The following is a 17,333-nucleotide window of genomic DNA, read 5'->3' on the forward strand; positions in this document are numbered from 1 at the left end:
CCGTGATGGACGTTTCGACCGCAACCGAACTGTCCGGCGACGGCGACGGCATCGAGCCGATCGCGATCGTCGGTCTGGCCGCCCGCCTACCCGGCGCGGCCGACGTGAACGCGTTCTGGCGCAACCTGGTCGACGGGGTGGAGTCGGTCACCGAACTCACCCGCGAGGAGCAGCTGGCCCGGGGCGCGTCCGCCGACGAGGTGGACGACCCCGGCTGGGTCAGCCGCGCCCCGCTGGTCGACGGGTACGACGAGTTCGACGCCGGGCTGTTCGGCATGACCGCCCGCGAGGCGGAGATCACCGACCCGCAGCACCGGCTGTTCCTGGAGTCCTGCCACACCGCCCTCGAGGACGCCGGCTACGACCCGTCGCGCTACGACGGCGCGATCGGCGTCTACGCGGGCACCGGCGGCAACACCTACCTGCACCGCTACGTGCTGCGCAACAAGCGCGTCGGCGGCAGCCCGCACAGCGCGGTGTCGCTCGCCACCGGCAACTCGCCGAACTACGTGGCCACCAACGTGTCCTACCGGCTGGACCTGCGCGGGCCGAGCCTCACCGTGCACACCGCCTGCTCCACCTCGCTGGTCGCCTTCCACCTGGCCTGCGAGGCGCTGCGCAACGGCGAGTGCGACATGGCCCTCGCCGGCGGGGTGAACATCGAGCTGCCGCACGTCGGCTACCTCGGCATGGACGGCTTCACCTCGCCCGACGGGCGGTGCCGCCCGTTCGACGCCGGCGCGAACGGCACCGTCTGGGGCAGCGGCGCGGGCGTCACCCTGCTCAAGCGGCTCTCCGACGCGGTCGCCGACGGTGACCCGATCCGGGCGGTGGTGCTCGGCAACGCCATCAACAACGACGGCGCCGGCAAGGTCGGCTTCACCGCACCGAGCGTCGACGGCCAGATGGAGGCCGTCGCGCAGGCGGTCGCGATGGCCGGCGTCGACCCGCGGACCATCAGCTACGTCGAGGCGCACGGCACTGGCACCGCGATGGGTGACCCGATCGAGGTGGCCGCCCTCTCCGCGGTCTACACGAAGGACACCGACGACCGGGGCTGGTGCGGCATCGGCTCGGTGAAGTCCAACATCGGGCACCTCAGCCAGCCGTCGGGGATCGTCAGCGTGATCAAGACGGTGCTCGCCATGGAGCACGGACTGATCCCGCCGACCGTCAACTACGAGACCGCGAACCCGGCCATCGAGTTCGCCGAAACCCCGTTCTACGTGGCGAACACCCTGACCAAGTGGGACACCGACGGCGGGCCGCGGCGGGCCGGGGTCAGCTCGTTCGGCATCGGCGGCACCAACGCGCACGTCGTCCTGGAGCAGGCGCCGGCGGTCTACCGGTCGACCCGGCGGGTCCGCCCGGCGCAGCTGCTGCACGTCTCGGCGCAGACCGCCACCGCGCTGGACAGCGCGGTGCAGCGGCTCGCCGCGCACCTGGCCGAAGCGGTGGACGCCGGGCCGGAGCACCTCGCCGACGTGGCGCACACCCTGCGGGTCGGCCGGCGGGAGTACCCGCACCGCGCCGCCGTGGTCGCCACCGACGTGTCCGACGCGGTCGCGGCGCTGAACACCCCGCGCCGGGTGCAGCGCGGCGTGGCCGAGGGCCCCCCGCCTCGGCTGGCCTTCCTGTTCAGCGGCCAGGGCGCGCAGTACGCCGGAATGGGCGCGCAGCTCTACGCCGAGGAGCCGGCCTTCGCGGCCACCGTCGACGAGTGCGCCGAGCTGCTCCGCGCCGACCTCGACCTGGACCTCCGCGACCTGATCCTCGGCCGGGACCCGGAGGCGGGGGAGAAGCTCACCCAGACCCGTTACACCCAGCCCGCGCTCTTCGTCGTCGAGTACGCGCTGGCCCGGCTCTGGCAGGACGCCGGGGCCCGGCCGGCAGCGATGATCGGGCATTCGATCGGCGAGTACGTAGCCGCCACGGTGGCCGGCGTGCTGAGCCTGCCGGACGCGTTGCGGGTGGTCGCCGCCCGGGGACGGCTCATGCAGTCCCTGCCGGCCGGATCGATGCTCGCCGTCTCGCTCGACGAGTCGGTGATCGCGCAGCGGCTGCCCGAGGGGATCTCCGTCGCCACCGTCAACGGGCCGGGCACCTGCGTGGTGGCCGGCGAGTCCGAGCGGGTCGCGGCCTTCGCCGAGCTGCTCAAGGGCAAGAGCAAGGCTCTGCGCACCTCGCACGCCTTCCACTCACCGATGATGGAGCCGATCCTGGGCGAGTTCACCGCGCTGATGGCGTCGGTGACCCTGCGCCCGCCGGCGCTGCCGTTCCTGTCCAACGTCACCGGCACCTGGATCACCGACGAGCAGGCCACCGACCCGGCGTACTGGGCGAGTCACCTGCGTCAGCCAGTGCGCTTCGGCGACTGCGTCGCCACCCTGCTGAGCGAGGGCACCTGGCAGCTGGTCGAGTGCGGCCCCGGCAAGCAGCTGGCGAACCTGGCCCGGATGCAGGTCGCGAAGGCCTCCTCCGAGCAGCGCAAGCTCACCCCGCTGGGCAGCCTGCCCGGCCCCGGCGAGTCCACCGGCGACCTGGCCACCCTGCTCGGCACGGCGGCGGCGCTCTGGTCCGCCGGCGCGCCGGTGCGGCTCGGCGCCGACCCGCAGGCGCGCCGGGTGCCGCTGCCCACCTACCCGTTCGAGCGGCGCCGCTACTGGGTGGAGCCGGACCCGCAGCAGCGGACGGCGGCGCCGGTGGAGACCGGACCTCGACCGCTGCCGGAGTGGTTCGCCGTGCCGGTCTGGCGGCAGGCCGCGACGCAGACGCGTACCGAGCCGCTGGGCCGCTGCCTGGTCCTCGCCGGCGGCCCACGCGGCGAGGCGCTGCTCGCCGGGCTGCGCGCCGCCGGCGCCGACCCGGTGCGGGTACGCCCCGGCGACGCCTTCGCCGCCACCCCGGACGGCTACCAGCTGCGCCCCGGCGTTCGGGAGGACTACGACGCGCTGGTAACCGCGCTCGCCGTCGACGGGGTGCCGACCCGGCTGGTGCACGCGTTCACCCTGGACGGCGTGCCGACCGGCACCGACATCGCGGCCACCTGGGCGGCCCAGGAGCGGGGCTTCTTCAGCGCGCTGCACCTGGTGCAGGCCCTGGCCGGCGCCGGCCTGACCGCCGAACCGGGCGGGTTCACCCTCGAGCTGGTCACCGCCGGGGTCGGCGACGTCCGCGGCGACGACCTGCTCCGCCCCGAGCACGCCACCCTCGCGGGACTGGCCCGGGTACTCCCCGCCGAGCTGCCCGGCCTGACGGTCCGGCTGGTCGACGCCGACCCGACCGACGACGGCGGGCAGGCGCTGGTGGCTGAGCTGCGCCGGGGGTCGGACCCGGAGCACGCCGAGGTGGCGCTGCGCGGCGGCCGCCGCTGGGTGGCCGGCTACGAGCAGGTCACCGTCGACGCCGAGGGGGATCCGGGCGCGCTGCGCGACGGCGGCCGGTACCTGATCACCGGCGGTGTCGGCGGTATCGGCATCACCCTGGCCGAGGACTTCGCCCGCCGGGCCCGGGCCCGGCTGGTGCTGCTGGCCCGCACCGGTCTGCCCCCGCGCGAGCAGTGGGACGACCACCTCGCCGTGCACGGCAGCGACGACCGGACCGGCCGGGCCATCGCGGCGATCCGCCGGATGGAGGCGGCCGGTGGACAGGTCCTGGTGCTCGCCGCCGACGTCACCGACCCCGCCGACCTGCGCCGAGTGCGGACGGCGGCCGAGGAGGCCTTCGGCGGGATCGACGGCATCGTGCACGCGGCCGGCCTGCCGGGCGGCGGCATGGCCGAGATCAAGGATCGCGCGGAGGCGGAACGGGTGCTCGCCCCGAAGCTCGCCGGCACCCTCGCGCTGGCCCAGGTCTTCGGTGACCTGCCGCTGGACTTCGTGGTGCTCTGCTCGTCCATCACCGCCGTGATCGGCGGCTTCGGCCAGGTCGACTACTGCGCGGCGAACGCCTTCCTCGACGCGCACGCCCGCGCCGGGCGCGGCTGGGCCGCCCCGGTGCTGTCGCAGAACTGGGGCGGCTGGGCCGAGGTCGGCATGGCCGTGGAGACCGCCGCCCCGGCCGGCTTCCGGGCCGCCGGGCGGAACACCGTCACCACCACGCTCGACCACCCGGTGCTCACCACCCGGGTCACCGGGCCGGACGGCACGGTGCTGCACGGCCTCGTCTCCGCCGCGACGCACTGGCTGCTCGACGAGCACCGGATCGGTGGGGTGCCGGTGGTGCCGGGCACCGCACACCTTGAGTCGGTCCGCGCGGCGGTGGCCACCGCCGTGCCCGCCCCCGCTCAGGAAGCCGCCGTGGAGCTTCGCGACGTGGTCTTCCTGGAGCCGTTCGCGGTGCCGGACGGCACCGTCGCGCAGTACCGGGTCGAGCTGACCCCCAGCGAGGACGGGGTGGACTTCGCGGTGCGCAGCCTGGCCGGCGGCCAGGAGCGTACCCACGTGCGCGGTGCCGCCGGCTGGACCGCGCAGCCCGCGCCGGCCGAGCGGTCGGTCGCCGACCCGGGCCGCCGGGTGGACGACGACGCGTCGTTCGGCCGGGGCCGGACCAGCATGCTGACCTTCGGGCCGCGCTGGAATTCGCTGCGGGAGCACCACCTGGGCGCCGGCGAGGAGCTGGCCCGGATCGAGGCGCCGGCGGAGGCGATCGGCGACCTGGCCGAGTGGGGGCTGCACCCGGCGTTGCTCGACGTGGCGACCGCGTTCGGCCGCGGCCAGGGCTCCGGCACGTACCTGCCGCTGTCGTACGGCCGGATCGTGGTGCGGGGCTCGCTGCCGGCGCGCTTCGCCAGCCACCTGCGGCACCGGGACAGCGCCACCGATGAGGTGGTCGCCGCCGACCTGACCCTGCTCGACCCCGACGGCCGGGAACTGGTCGCGATCAGCGACTTCGTGCTGCGGCGGGTCGACCAGGGGGCGGTCACCGGCGGGCTGGCCCCGACCGCGTCGGCCGGGGCGGCCGAGCCCGCGCCGGCCGGGCCGAGCGAGGACATCCGGCCGGTGGACGGGGCGGAGGCGTTCCGCCGCAGCCTCACCGCCGGCCTCGGCGCCCAGGTGGTGATCGCCACCCGCATGGTGGCGGACATCCGCGACCGGGCCGGCCGGGTGACCACGGAGAGCCTGGCCGACGAGCCGGAGACGGCGCTCACCGCGCCGGCCGCGACCGGCGGCGGCTCGGCGGCGCCCAGCACCGATTTGGAGATCGCCATCGCCCAGGTGTGGCGTGACGCCCTCGGGGTGGCCGAGGTCGGAGTCGACGACGACTTCTTCTCCCTCGGCGGCAACTCGCTGGTGGCGGTGCAGCTGATCGCGGCCATGCGTAAGGCCACCGGGGTTCGGCTGCCGATGCGCAGCCTCTTTGAGACGCCCACCGTGTCCGGCCTGGCCGCCCGGATCGAGGAACTGCGGGCGAGCGCGCCCACCACCGACGAGCCGGCCGCGCCGGCGGCGATCCCCGCCATCCCGCGGCTGCCCCGCGGCTGACCACGAGACAACAGGAGTAGAGAGCAATGAGCGACACGATCGCCACGCTGCCGGTGGTCGTCGAGAACGACGGCCGCGAACTCACCGACCTCATCACCGACCGGCGCTCGGAGCTGCGCGCCACCCTGACCGAGCACGGCGGGCTGCTGTTCCGCGGCTTCGACGTGGGCGGGGTGGACGGCTTCGACCGGGTGGTCCGCGCCCTCTCCGGTGAGCCGCTGACCTACACCGAGCGCTCCTCGCCCCGGCACGCCATCAAGGGCCGGGTCTACACCTCGACCGACTACCCGCCGGACGAGGAGATCTTCCTGCACAACGAGAACTCGTACCAGGCCCGCTGGCCGTTGACGCTCTTCTTCTACTGCATCACCGCGCCGGAGACGCTCGGCGCGACGCCGCTGGCCGACGTGCGTCGGGTCTACCAGGAGATCGACCCGGCGGTGCGGGAGGAGTTCATCCGGCGCCGCTGGATGCTGGTGCGCAACTTCCACGCCGACTTCGGCACCCCGTGGCAGCACGTGTTCAACACCGACGACCGGGCCGAGGTCGAGGCGTACGCGGCGGCGAACCGGATCGAGCTGGAGTGGCGCGGCGCCGACGGGCTGCGTACCCGGGCGGTGCGCGACGTGGTGCACCACCGCCCCGGCTCGGACGTCCCGCGCTGGTTCAACCACGCCACCTTCTTCCACCTGAGCACCCTGCCGAAGGACTACCAGGAGGGGCTGCTGGCGATGTTCGGCGCCGACGGGCTGCCCTCGAACACCTACTACGGCGACGGCGCGGAGATCCCCGCCGACGTGATGGAGCACCTGCGGGCCGCGTACCGGGCCGCGAGCGTCCGCTTCGACTACCAGCGCGACGACGTGCTGGTGGTGGACAACATGACCGCCGCGCACGGCCGGGAGCCGTTCACCGGCGCCCGGAAGATCGCCGTCGCGATGGCCGAGCCGCACACCCCCGAGAGCAACGGAGCGAAGTAATGGCCGAATCCCGATTCCTGGTCGTCCGCAACGACGAGGAGCAGTACTCGATCTGGTCGGCCGACCGGGAGCTCCCGCCGGGCTGGCAGGAGGCCGGGTTCGCCGGCACCCGCGAGGAGTGCCTGGCGCACATCGACACCGTCTGGACCGACATGCGTCCCCGCTCGGTACGGGAGCCGGCATCATGACCACCGCACAGGAGTGGACCTTCCCTGCCTCCTTCGCGCAGGAGCGGGTCTGGATCGCCAACCAGCTCGACGCCGGCTCGCCGGTCTACAACGTGTCCAACCCGTGGAGCTTCCCCGTGGGGACGACCCGGGAGCAGGCCACCGAGGTGCTCGAGCGGGTGGTCGCCCGGCACGAGGCGCTGCGTACCTACCTGCGCGTCGACGACGGGACGCTGGTGCAGGTGGTGTGCGCGCCCGGGCCGGTCGAGCTGCCCGAGCTGGATCTGCGGGACCAGCCGGCCGGGGAGCGGACGCGCCGGTTCGACGCGGCGCTGACCGAGCTGGCCCGCACGCCGATCCCGCTGGACGCCCCGCCGCTGTGGCGCGCGCGGCTGGCCCGGCTCGCCGACGACCGGTTCACGCTGATGTTCGTGGTGCACCACGCGGTGTTCGACAGCCACTCGGCGGTGCTCTTCGCCGCCGACCTGGCCGCGTTCAGCCGCGCGGCGCTGACCGGTGCGCCCGCCGAGCTGCCCGAGTTGCCCATCCAGTACGCCGACTTCGCGGTCTGGCAGCGCGGGCAGCTCGCCGGCGCGGAACTGGACCGGCAGCTCGACTTCTGGCGCGGCCACCTGGCCGGGGCGCCCGCGGTGACCGGTCTGCCGCTGGACCGGCCCCGCCCGGCCCAGCTCGGCTTCGCCGGCGACGAGGTGCACTTCGAGCTGCCCGAGGGCCTGCTCGACCGGGTCGGTCAGCTCGCCACCGACGCGGTCGCCACCCCGTACATGGTGTTGCTGGCGGCGTTCGCCGCGCTGCTGTCGCGGATCTCCGGCGACGAGGACGTGGTGGTCGGGGTCTCCACCGCCGGCCGGGACACCCCCGAGCTGGCCGCGCTGATCGGCATGTTCGTCAACCCGGTGGCGCTGCGCTGCGACCTCTCCGGCGACCCGAGCTTCGCCGAGCTGCTCGGCCGGGTCCGGGCCGGTCTGGTCGACGCGATGGAGCACGGCCAGACCCCGTTCCAGCGGATCGTCGAGGCGGTCGCCCCGCAGCGCGACCCGTCGGTGCAGCCGATCTTCCAGACCGCGCTGAACTTCATCCCGGACTCCGGGCTGGACCCGGTGGCGCTCGGCACCACGAAGGACGACCTGGCCTTCGACATCACCACCACGACCAGCCGGCTGGTCTACCGGACCGCGCTCTTCGACCGGGCCACCGCCGAGACCCTGGCGGCCCGTTACGTCCGGCTGCTCGACGCCGCCGTCGGCGCCCCGGCGCAGCGCGTCTCCGCGCTGCGGCTGCTCGACGACGCCGAGCGGGAGCGGGTGCTGGTGACCTGGAACGACACCGCGCACCAGGCGCCGGCGGGCACGGTGGTCGACGAGGTGCAGCGGCGCGCGGCGGCCGACCCGGACGCCACCGCCCTGGTCCACGACGGCGTCGGGCTGTCGTACGCCGAGCTGAACGCCCGGGCCAACCGGCTCGCCCGGCTGCTGGTCCAGCGCGGGGCCGGTCCGGAGACCCGGGTGGCGTTGGCGCTGCCCCGCTCGGCGGAGCTGGTGGTGGCGATCCTGGCGGTGCTGAAGGCCGGCGCCGCGTACGTCCCGGTGGACACCGGCTACCCGGCCGGCCGGATCGCCTACCTGATCGAGGACGCCGAGCCGGCGCTGGTGCTGGCCACCACGGCGACCGCTGGGCTCGTCCCGGCCGGCGCGCTGGTGCTCGACGCGGGCACCGGCGCGGACCTGGCCGAGGTGGACCTGACCGACGCCGACCGGCGCGCCCCGCTGCGCCCGGAGCACCCGGCCTACGTGCTCTACACCTCCGGCTCCACCGGCCGGCCGAAGGGCGTGGTGGTCGAGCACCGGGCGCTCGCGGCCTACCTCGCCTGGGCCCGGCACACCTACCCGGGGCTGGCCGGCACCGCGTTGCTGCACTCGCCGGTCTCGTTCGACCTCACCGTCACCGGCCTGCTCGGCACGCTGAGCGCCGGCGGCACCGTCCGGCTGGCCGCCTTCGACGACGGCGGCGCGTCGGCCGGCGGGCCGCCGACCTTCCTCAAGATCACCCCGAGTCACCTGCCGCTGCTGTCGACCGAGCTGTCGCCCACCGCGGACCTGGTGATCGGCGGCGAGGCGCTCACCGGCGAGCAGCTCGCCGGCTGGCGGGCCGGCCACGAGGACGTCGCGGTGGTCAACGAGTACGGGCCGACCGAGGCGACCGTCGGCTGCGTGGCCGCCCGGATCGCGCCGGGGGAGACGCTGCCCGCCGGCCCGGTGCCGATCGGCCGTCCCACCTGGAACACCCGGGCCTACCTGCTCGACGCGGCGCTCAACCCGGTGCCGGCGGGCGTGGCCGGCGAGCTGTACGTCGCCGGCGACCAGCTGGCCCGCGGCTACCTGCGCCGGCCCGCGCTGACCGCGGAGCGCTTCCTGCCCTGCCCGTACGGGGCGCCGGGGCAGCGCATGTACCGCACCGGGGACGTGGCCCGCTGGCGGGTCGACGGCACGCTGGAGTACCTGGGCCGCCGGGACAGCCAGGTGAAGGTCCGCGGCATGCGGATCGAGCTGGGCGAGATCGAGTCGGTGCTGCTGGCCCGCCCGGACGTGCGGGAGGCAGCGGTGCTGGTCCGCACAGACTCCGGGGAGGCGGAGCTGGTCGGCTACCTGGTCGGCAGCGCCGACCCGGCGACCCTCGCCGCCGAGCTGGCCCGGGAGCTGCCCACGCACCTGGTGCCGACCGCGTTCGTCCGGTTGGACGCGCTGCCGCTCACCCCGAACGGCAAGCTGGACACCGCCGCGCTGCCGGCCCCGGTGGCCACCGCCGCCGCCGACGGCTTCGTCGCCCCGCGCACCGACGCCGAGGTGCTGGTCGCCGAGGTCTACGCCGAGATCCTGCAGGTGGACAAGGTCGGCGCGCTCGACGACTTCTTCGACCTCGGCGGCAACTCGCTGCGCGGCATGCGGGCGATGGCCCGGATCCGCGCCGAGGTCGAGGTGGACCTGCCGATGAGGGCGCTGTTCGCCAGCCCGGTAGTGGCCGACCTGGCCGCCCAGATCGAGCAGCGGATCGCCGCCGAGCTCGACGGGCTCTCCGAAACCGAGGTCGCCGCGCTGCTCGCGGCGGAGAAGGACACTCCCTGATGACCGACCTGAAGGACCCGGCCCGGGACGCCGCCCGGCAGGCCCTCATCGCGCAGCGGCTGCGGCGGCGACAGCCCGCCGCGGCCACGGCGCGGATCACGCCGCGTCCGCCGGACGCCGAGTTGCCGCTGTCGTACGCCCAGGAGCGGGTCTGGTTCATGGACCAGCTCGCTCCGGGCGAGGCGGCCTACCACATCGCGGTGCCGCTGCGGGTGCACGGCCCGCTGGACGTGCCGGCGCTGCGGGCGGCGCTGGCCGGGCTGACCCGCCGGCACGAGTCGCTGCGCACCCGGTTCCCGGCGGACGCCGACGGCCGGCCGAGCGTGGTGGTCGAGAAGACCGTCGAGGTGCCGCTGACCATCGTGGACGCCCCGGACCCGGTCGCGGCGCAGGAACTGGTGGACGCCGCCGCGGCCGAGCCGTTCGACCTGGCGCACGGCCCGCTGCTGCGCGCCCTGCTGATCCGTTTGGCGCCCGAGGAGCACGTGCTCTTCCTCGGCAAGCACCACATCGTCGGCGACGGCTGGTCGGTGGACGTGCTGCTGCGCGACCTGATCACCCTCTACCGGGGCGGCGAGCCGCCTGCCCTGCCCGTCCAGTACGGCGACTTCGCCGTCTGGGAGGCCCGGGAGCTGGCCGGCCCGGCCGCGCAGGGGCACCTGGCGTGGTGGAAGCAGCGGCTGGCCGGGATCACCCCGCTGGAACTGCCGCTGGACCTGCCCCGCCCGGCGACCCAGACCTACTCCGGCGACTTCGTCGAGTTCACCCTCGACAAGGCGACCACGGACGGGCTGAACGCCCTCACCCGCGCGTACGGCGGCACGCTCTTCATGACGCTGCTCGCCGCCTATCAGGTCTTCCTCGCCCGGCACGCCGGGCAGGACGACTTCGCCGTCGGCGCCTCGGTCGCCGGCCGCTCCGCGCCGGAGCTGGAGAACGTGGTCGGCATGTTCATCAACATGCTGCCGCTGCGCGCCGAGCTGGCCGGCGACCCGACCTTCGCCGAGCTGCTGGAGCGGACCCGGCGCAGCGTGCTGGACGGCCTGGAGCACGCCGACGTCCCGTTCGCCAAGGTGGTGCACGAGCTGGGCCTGCCCCGCGACGTCAGCCGCTCGCCGGTGTTCCAGGCCATGTTCGTGCTGCAGAACTACGACATGGGCCGGTACGCCGAGGTTCCCGGCGTCAGCGACGTGACGTTCGACTGGACGCCGATGGAGCTGCGCGCCACCCGGTTCGACTTCGAGCTGCACGCCGTCGAGACCCTCGACGGACTCTGGGGAAAGCTGGTCTTCAACACCGACCTGTTCACCCGGGACACCGTGCAGCGGATGGCCGGGCGGCTCACCGCGCTGCTCCGCGCGGTGGTGGCCGCGCCGGACACCCCGATCTCCGCGCTCGACCTGCTCGCCCCGGCCGAGCGGGAGCTGCTGGCAACCTGGAACGACACCGCCGCGGACTTCCCGCGCACCGAAACCCTGCACGGGCCGATCGAGGAGCGGGCGGCGCGCACCCCGGACGCGGTCGCGCTCCGCTTCGAGGGCCGGTCGGTGACGTACGCCGAGTTGAACGCCGCCGCGAACCGGATCGCGCACCGGCTGCGCGCCGCCGGGGTCGGCCCGGAGACCCTCGTCGGGGTCTGCGCGGAGCGCTCGGTCGAGCTGGTCGCCGGCCTGCTCGGCGTGCTCAAGGCCGGCGGCGCGTACCTGCCGCTGGACCCGGAGTACCCGGCGGACCGGCTGGCGTTCATGGTCACCGACGCGGACGCGCCGGTGGTTCTCATCCAGGGGCACCTGCGCGACGTGCTGCCGGCGACCGACGCCACCGTGCTGGCGCTCGACGACGAGCAGGTCTGGGCCGACCAGCCGACCGCCGACCCGACCCCGGCGGCGGGCCCGGAGCACCTGGCGTACGTCATCTACACCTCCGGTTCCACCGGCCGACCGAAGGGCGTGCCGAACACCCACCGGGGCATCGTCAACCGGCTCGACTGGATGCAGAAGACCTACCGGCTCGGCCCCGACGACGCGGTGTTGCAGAAGACGCCGGCCAGCTTCGACGTCTCGGTCTGGGAGTTCTTCTGGCCCCTGCGGGTGGGGGCCCGGCTGGTGCTGGCGAAGCCCGGCGGGCACAAGGACGCCGGCTACCTGCGTGACCTGCTGGTCGCCGAGGCGGTGACCACCACCCACTTCGTCCCGTCGATGCTGACCGTCTTCCTCGCCGAGGACGGCGTCGAGGCGGCCACCGCGCTGCGTCGGGTCATCTGCTCCGGCGAGGAGCTGCCGCTGGCCACCGCGACCGACTTCACCGCGCGGCTGCCCTGGTGCGGACTGCACAACCTGTACGGGCCGACCGAGGCGGCCATCGACGTCAGCTCCTGGGCGTGCGACCCGGCGCTGCTGGCCGCGCTGGCCAGCGTGCCGATCGGCGCGCCCATCGCCAACCTGCGGCTGCACGTGCTCGACCCCGCGGGCAACGAGTGCCCAGTCGGGGTGGCCGGTGAGCTGCACATCGGCGGGGTGGGGCTGGCCCGTGGCTACCACCGCCGGCCGGCGCTGACCGCCGAGCGGTTCGTGCCGGACCGGTTCTCCGGCGAACCGGGCGCCCGGCTCTACCGCACCGGCGACCTGGCCCGCTGGCGGATCGCCCCGGGGGCCGGCGACGGTGCCGAGCCGGGCGGGGTCATCGAGTTCCTCGGCCGGATCGACCACCAGGTCAAGCTGCGCGGTCTGCGGATCGAGCTGGGCGAGATCGAGAGCGCGCTGCGCGAGCGGCCCGGGGTGACCGAGGCCGCGGTGATCGTCCGTGAGGACAGCCCGGGCGACAAGCGGCTGAGCGCCTACCTGGTCGGCACGGCCGAGCACGCCGAGCTGAAGGCGGCGCTGAAGGAGACGCTGCCCGAGTACATGGTGCCGGCCGCCTTCGTCACCCTCGACGCGCTGCCGCTGAGCCCCAACGGCAAGCTGGACCGCAGGGCGCTGCCCGCGCCGGTGGTCACCCGCGAGGCCTCGGTGGCGTTGGTCGAGCCGCGTGACGACACCGAGCGGCTGCTCGCCGGGATCTGGTCCGAGGTGCTGGGCGTGCCGACGCTCGGCATCGACGACGACTTCTTCGACCTCGGTGGGCACTCGATGCTCGCCACCCAGGTGGTCGCCAAGATCCGCAAGGCGGAGCACGGCGGCCGCGAGGTCGGCGTGATGGACCTGTTCCAGCAGCGGACCATCCGCGAGCTGGCCGCCTTCATGTCCGGCTCGGCCGGCGAGCAGGGACCGCGCCGGCTGCTCTACGAGCTGACCAAGCCGATCCCGGCGGCGCAGCGGGTGCTGACGTACGTCTGCGTGCCGTACGGCGGCGGCAGCGCCATCGTCTACCAGCCCCTCGCGGACGCGCTGCCGGCCGGGCACGCGCTCTGGTCGCTCGCCATTCCCGGCCACGACGTCGGGCTCAACGAGGACGGGCTGCCCTTCGACGAGCTGACCACCCGGGTCGCCGAGGAGATCCTGGAGCGGGTGGAGGGTCCGCTCGCCCTGTACGGCCACTGCGGGGTGGGCAGCGCCGTCGTCACCGAGGTGGCCCGCAAGGTGGAGGCCGGCGGGCGGGAGCTGGAGGTGCTCTACATCGGGGCGATGTTCCCGTTCGCCCGCCCCAAGGGGCTCTTCGCCGCGGTGCGCACCCGGCTGGAGAAGCTGCGCAGCAACCGGCACTACGCCAGCTGGCTCAAGTCGATGGGCGTGGACACCGACGAGCTGGACCCGGAGCAGGCGGACCGGATCATCAGCAACATGCGGGCCGACTCCCGCGCCTCAGAGGAGTACTTCACCGGTCTGCTGGACCGGCGGGCGACCAAGCTGCGCGCACCGATCGTCTCCGTGGTCGGCTCCGAGGACCCGGTCACCGACTACCACACCGAGCGCTACACCGAATGGCAGTTCCTCAGCGACCGGCTGGCGCTGGTGGTGCTCGACCAGGCCGGACACTTCTTCCTCAAGTACCGCGCAGACGAGCTGGCCGAGATCGTCACCCGTACCCACCGGGCCCTGGCCGCCGGCGACGTCGACGACCTGAGCCGCGAGGCGCGAGGCGAGGACGCCGGCTGGGCGGTACACGACACGCTGCGGGTCGGCGCGGACGACGGGTCCGGGCGCGACACGGTGAAGCCGAGCATGGCCCGGTTCGTGGCGGTCACCGCCGGGCAGCTCGTCTCCACCACCGGCTCGGCGCTGACCGCGTTCGCGCTGCCGATCTGGCTGTTCACCCAGACCGGATCGGTGGCCAACCTGGGTCTGCTCTGGGCGCTCGCGCTGATCTGCGGCGTGCTGATGCTGCCGGTCGCCGGGGCGATCACCGACCGGGTGAGTCGGCGCCGGATCATGCTGATCGCCAGCTCCGCCGCCGGGTCGATCCAGCTGGTCCTCGCCGCGCTGCTGTGGACCGACAACCTGGTGCTCTGGCACATCTACGCCCTGGTGGCGTTGAGTCAGGTCGCCGGCTCGTTCCAGCGGATCGCGTTCCAGTCGGCCGTACCGCAACTGGTGCCCAAGCGCTACCTGGGCCACGCCATGGGGATCACCCAGCTCTCCAACGGCTTCGCCATGCTGCTGATGCCGGTCTTCGCCGCCGGTCTGCTCGCCGCCATCGAGCTGAAGGGCATCCTGCTCATCGACGTGGCCAGCTACCTGCTGGCGGTGCTCACCCTGGCCCTGGTCCGCTTCCCGGACCTGCTCGGCTGGCGACCGCGAGAGCGGCTGCTGGTCGCGATCGCGAACGGGCTGCGCTACTCGTGGCAGCACCGTGGGTTCCGGCTGATGCTCGGCTACTTCGCGCTGGGCAACATCTTCCTCGCCCCCGCGCTGGTGCTCGTCACGCCGCTGGTGCTCTCCTTCGGCTCGGCGACCCAGGTGGCCCAGGTGGCGCTCGCCGAGGCGTGCGGGGCGGTGGCCGGCGGTGTGCTCATGTCGCTCTGGGGCGGTCCCCGACACCGGCGGATGATCGGGGTGCTGATCGGCAACCTGGGCACCGCGGTCGGCTGCATCGTCATCGGCCTGGACGCCTCGGTGGCGGTGATCTGCGTCGGCGCGTTCTGGCTGGCCATGGCGATGACCACGGCGCAGTCCATCTACGCCACCATCGTCCAGGTCAAGGTGCCGCAGCGCTTCCACGGGCGGGTGTTCAGCCTGAACCAGACCATCTCCTGGTCGACCCTGCCGATCGGTTTCGCGCTGCTCGCCCCGGCCGCCACCAGCCTCTTCGAGCCGCTGCTCGCCCCGGGTGGCGCGCTGGCCGGGTCGGTGGGCGCGGTGATCGGCACCGGTCCGGGCCGGGGGATCGGGTTCGCGTACGTCTGCTTCGGCGCGGCGCTGGTGCTGATCACCCTCGGCGGCTTCGCGATCCGGCTGCTGCGCCGCTTCGACATTGAGGTCGAGGACTCGCTGCCGGACGACCTGATCGGCGCCCAGGAGCGGGAGCGCCGGCTCGCCGCCCGGGCCGCCGAGCGGGAGGCGGAGAAGGTGCCCGCCGCCGTGTGAGGCACGGGGGCCTCCGGTCACCCGGAGGCCCCCACCTCACCACGCGGACGGCGGGTCGGCCAGGTCCGACTCCGGCAGCTCCGTCGGCTCCGTCACCCAGGCCGAGTAGACCGGCAGACCGTGCCACGGCCCGGCCGGCAGGCCGTCGCAACTGTCGGTGGCCACCGCCACCACCGCGTACGGGTGACCGAAGCGCAGCTCGGCGATGCGGGCGACCCCCTCCGGCGGCAGCCCGGTCGCCGCGGCGAACGCGGTCACCGCGGCGGCCTCGAAGCCGTACCGGCCGTAGCGGGCCATCGCGGTCTGGGCGGCGTCGAAGCGCAGCGACGGTGCCCGCATCAGTTCGCCGAGGGCCTGTGCGGCCACGCCGAAGCCGAACCCGTCCGCCGTCAGGTCGTGTCGGCTCTCCGCCGACCAGCAGGGCAGCACGGCGGTGAACCGCTCCTCCCGCCCGCCGTACGCCCGGGTGGGCACCTCCCGCAACGCCCAGAGCGGTGTGTCGCCGAGCGGCAGGTCGAAGAGGGAGCGCCGAGCGGTCGCCGTGCCGGGCGGTGCGCTGACGGCACCGGTCGCCACCTCGTGCGCGGCGGCGAGCACCTCGCCGGCGGGCACGCCCGGCGCGGCGGCGACCGAGACGACCAGCAACCCGGTCTCCCGGCCGTCGACGGTCTCCGGTCGGGCCGCGGCGCTGTGCACGGCCACGTCCCCGGCCCGGGCGGTGGGGGCGATCCAGCAGTCGTGACCGTGCCAGGGGGAGCGCAGCACGTGGCGCAACCGGCCCGCCCAGGGGCTGCCCGCGCCGAGCTCGGCACCGGCCGCGAGCTGGAACGGCGTCTCCCAGGCGACCCGGGTGGCCAGCGCCGTGGCCATGATCAGGAGCGTTTCCGGGTCGACGACGAGCGGGAACCCCCCGATCAGGCCGCCGGTGCGCTCCCGGGCCCACGCGTCCAACGTCGGCTGGTCGGGCAGCGGCCCGGTCTCGGTGCTCGCCGGCAGGTTGGCCCGCCAGCTGTCCAGTTGCTCGAGGGGCGTCCGCTCCCAGAGGGCGCTCGCCGAGGCCACCAGGGGATGCGGCGCCGCCAGCAGGGCCTCGGCGGTGGCGGCGGCCGTGTCCACGTCGACGCCGAGCACCTCCGCCAGCGCCGCCCGGGTGTCGCCGGTCGCGGCGGGGCCCACGAGGGCGAGCAGCAGCCAGGCGCCGAGCGGCGAGGCGATGTGGTGCCCGTCGTCCACGAGGTCGTGCATCCGCTGCGCGTATCGGACCACGGGCCCGTTGGGAACTGTCACCGCTCCACTGTGCCCGCTGATCGCGCAAGCGTCAGCCCTGTCCGCCCCCGGCGGCGGGTTCCACGTCGGCGGCCGCTACCTCCGGAACAGGACCGAGGCGATCGGCGCGCGATCGTCGGAGCCCGGTCGAGTGGTGGGCAGTCGTCCGACCCGCTGTAGCCTCGGCCCCTGTGAGCTGGCTGCCTGACGACTTCGTCCACCCCGTCCACGTGCCGGTGCCCGGCACCGCGCTCCACCTGCGGCCGATCCGAGAGGCGGACACCGCGCTCGACTACCCCGCCGTGATGGGCTCCCGAGAGCGCTTGTGGGAGATCTTCGGCCCGGCCTGGGCCTGGCCCAAGGAGACGATGACCTACGAAGAGGACCGCGTCGACCTGCTGCGGCACGAGAAGGAAATTGCCGCGCACCAGTCGTTCAACTACGCGCTGCTGGACGAGGAGGAGACGGCGATCCTCGGCTGCGTCTACATCGACCCGCCCGAGCGCACCGGCTCCGACGGAGAGGTCTCCTGGTGGGTGGTGGACGACCTCGTCGGCGGCGAGGTGGAGCGCGCGCTCGACGCGCTGGTCCCGCAGTGGATCGCCGCCGACTGGCCCTTCCAGCAGCCCCGTTATCTGGGCCGCGAGATCACCTGGCAGGACTGGCTCGCGCTGCCGCGCACCTCGTGACACGTCCGGGGCGGTGCCTGGATCGCGTCCGCGCCGCTGCGGCATCCGCGCGATCGCCGCGAAGTCCTGGTCTCGGTCGGCCC

7 protein-coding genes are annotated in these 17,333 nt (G+C 74.3%); 6 read left to right on the plus strand and 1 reads right to left on the minus strand.

From position 1 onward, the window contains the following. Positions 1 to 5: 5 nt before the first annotated feature. The 5 genes from ACIBBA_RS26610 to ACIBBA_RS26630 are packed head-to-tail and all read left to right on the plus strand — an operon-like array spanning position 6 to position 15,295. The gene (locus ACIBBA_RS26610) at positions 6 to 5,483 is read left to right on the plus strand and encodes an SDR family NAD(P)-dependent oxidoreductase (protein ID WP_396700661.1); all 5,478 of its coding nucleotides are present in this window, start codon (positions 6 to 8) and stop codon (positions 5,481 to 5,483) included. A 26-nt stretch (positions 5,484 to 5,509) separates the two neighbouring features. Then, positions 5,510 to 6,463: a TauD/TfdA family dioxygenase gene (locus ACIBBA_RS26615; RefSeq protein WP_396700662.1), complete on the plus strand. Its 954-nt coding sequence runs from the start codon at positions 5,510 to 5,512 to the stop codon at positions 6,461 to 6,463. Beyond that, entirely contained in the window at positions 6,463 to 6,651 is a 189-nt protein-coding gene (locus ACIBBA_RS26620; RefSeq protein ID WP_396700663.1) for an MbtH family protein, read from the plus strand. Before ACIBBA_RS26615 ends, ACIBBA_RS26620 begins: the two co-directional genes overlap by 1 nt. After that, a complete protein-coding gene (locus ACIBBA_RS26625; protein ID WP_396700664.1) occupies positions 6,648 to 9,773 on the plus strand; it encodes an amino acid adenylation domain-containing protein in 3,126 nt (1,041 codons plus the stop codon). The genes ACIBBA_RS26620 and ACIBBA_RS26625 overlap by 4 nt, the downstream gene beginning before the upstream one ends. Then, a complete protein-coding gene (locus ACIBBA_RS26630; RefSeq protein ID WP_396700665.1) occupies positions 9,773 to 15,295 on the plus strand; it encodes an amino acid adenylation domain-containing protein in 5,523 nt (1,840 codons plus the stop codon). Before ACIBBA_RS26625 ends, ACIBBA_RS26630 begins: the two co-directional genes overlap by 1 nt. A 36-nt stretch (positions 15,296 to 15,331) precedes the next feature. On the opposite strand, the gene ACIBBA_RS26635 is transcribed toward ACIBBA_RS26630, so the two are convergent. Next, positions 15,332 to 16,582, minus strand: a complete 1,251-nt coding sequence (locus tag ACIBBA_RS26635) for a hypothetical protein (protein WP_396700666.1) — start codon at positions 16,580 to 16,582, stop codon at positions 15,332 to 15,334. A gap of 170 nt (positions 16,583 to 16,752) precedes the next feature. Between ACIBBA_RS26635 and ACIBBA_RS26640 the strand changes: the two genes are divergently transcribed. Continuing rightward, positions 16,753 to 17,250 (plus strand): N-acetyltransferase, encoded by a 498-nt coding sequence (locus ACIBBA_RS26640; protein ID WP_396700667.1) that lies wholly within the window; start codon positions 16,753 to 16,755, stop codon positions 17,248 to 17,250. Positions 17,251 to 17,333: the final 83 nt, after the last annotated feature.

This window comes from Micromonospora sp. NPDC051006 (genome assembly GCF_044456245.1).
Classification (GTDB): Bacteria; Actinomycetota; Actinomycetes; order Mycobacteriales; family Micromonosporaceae; genus Micromonospora.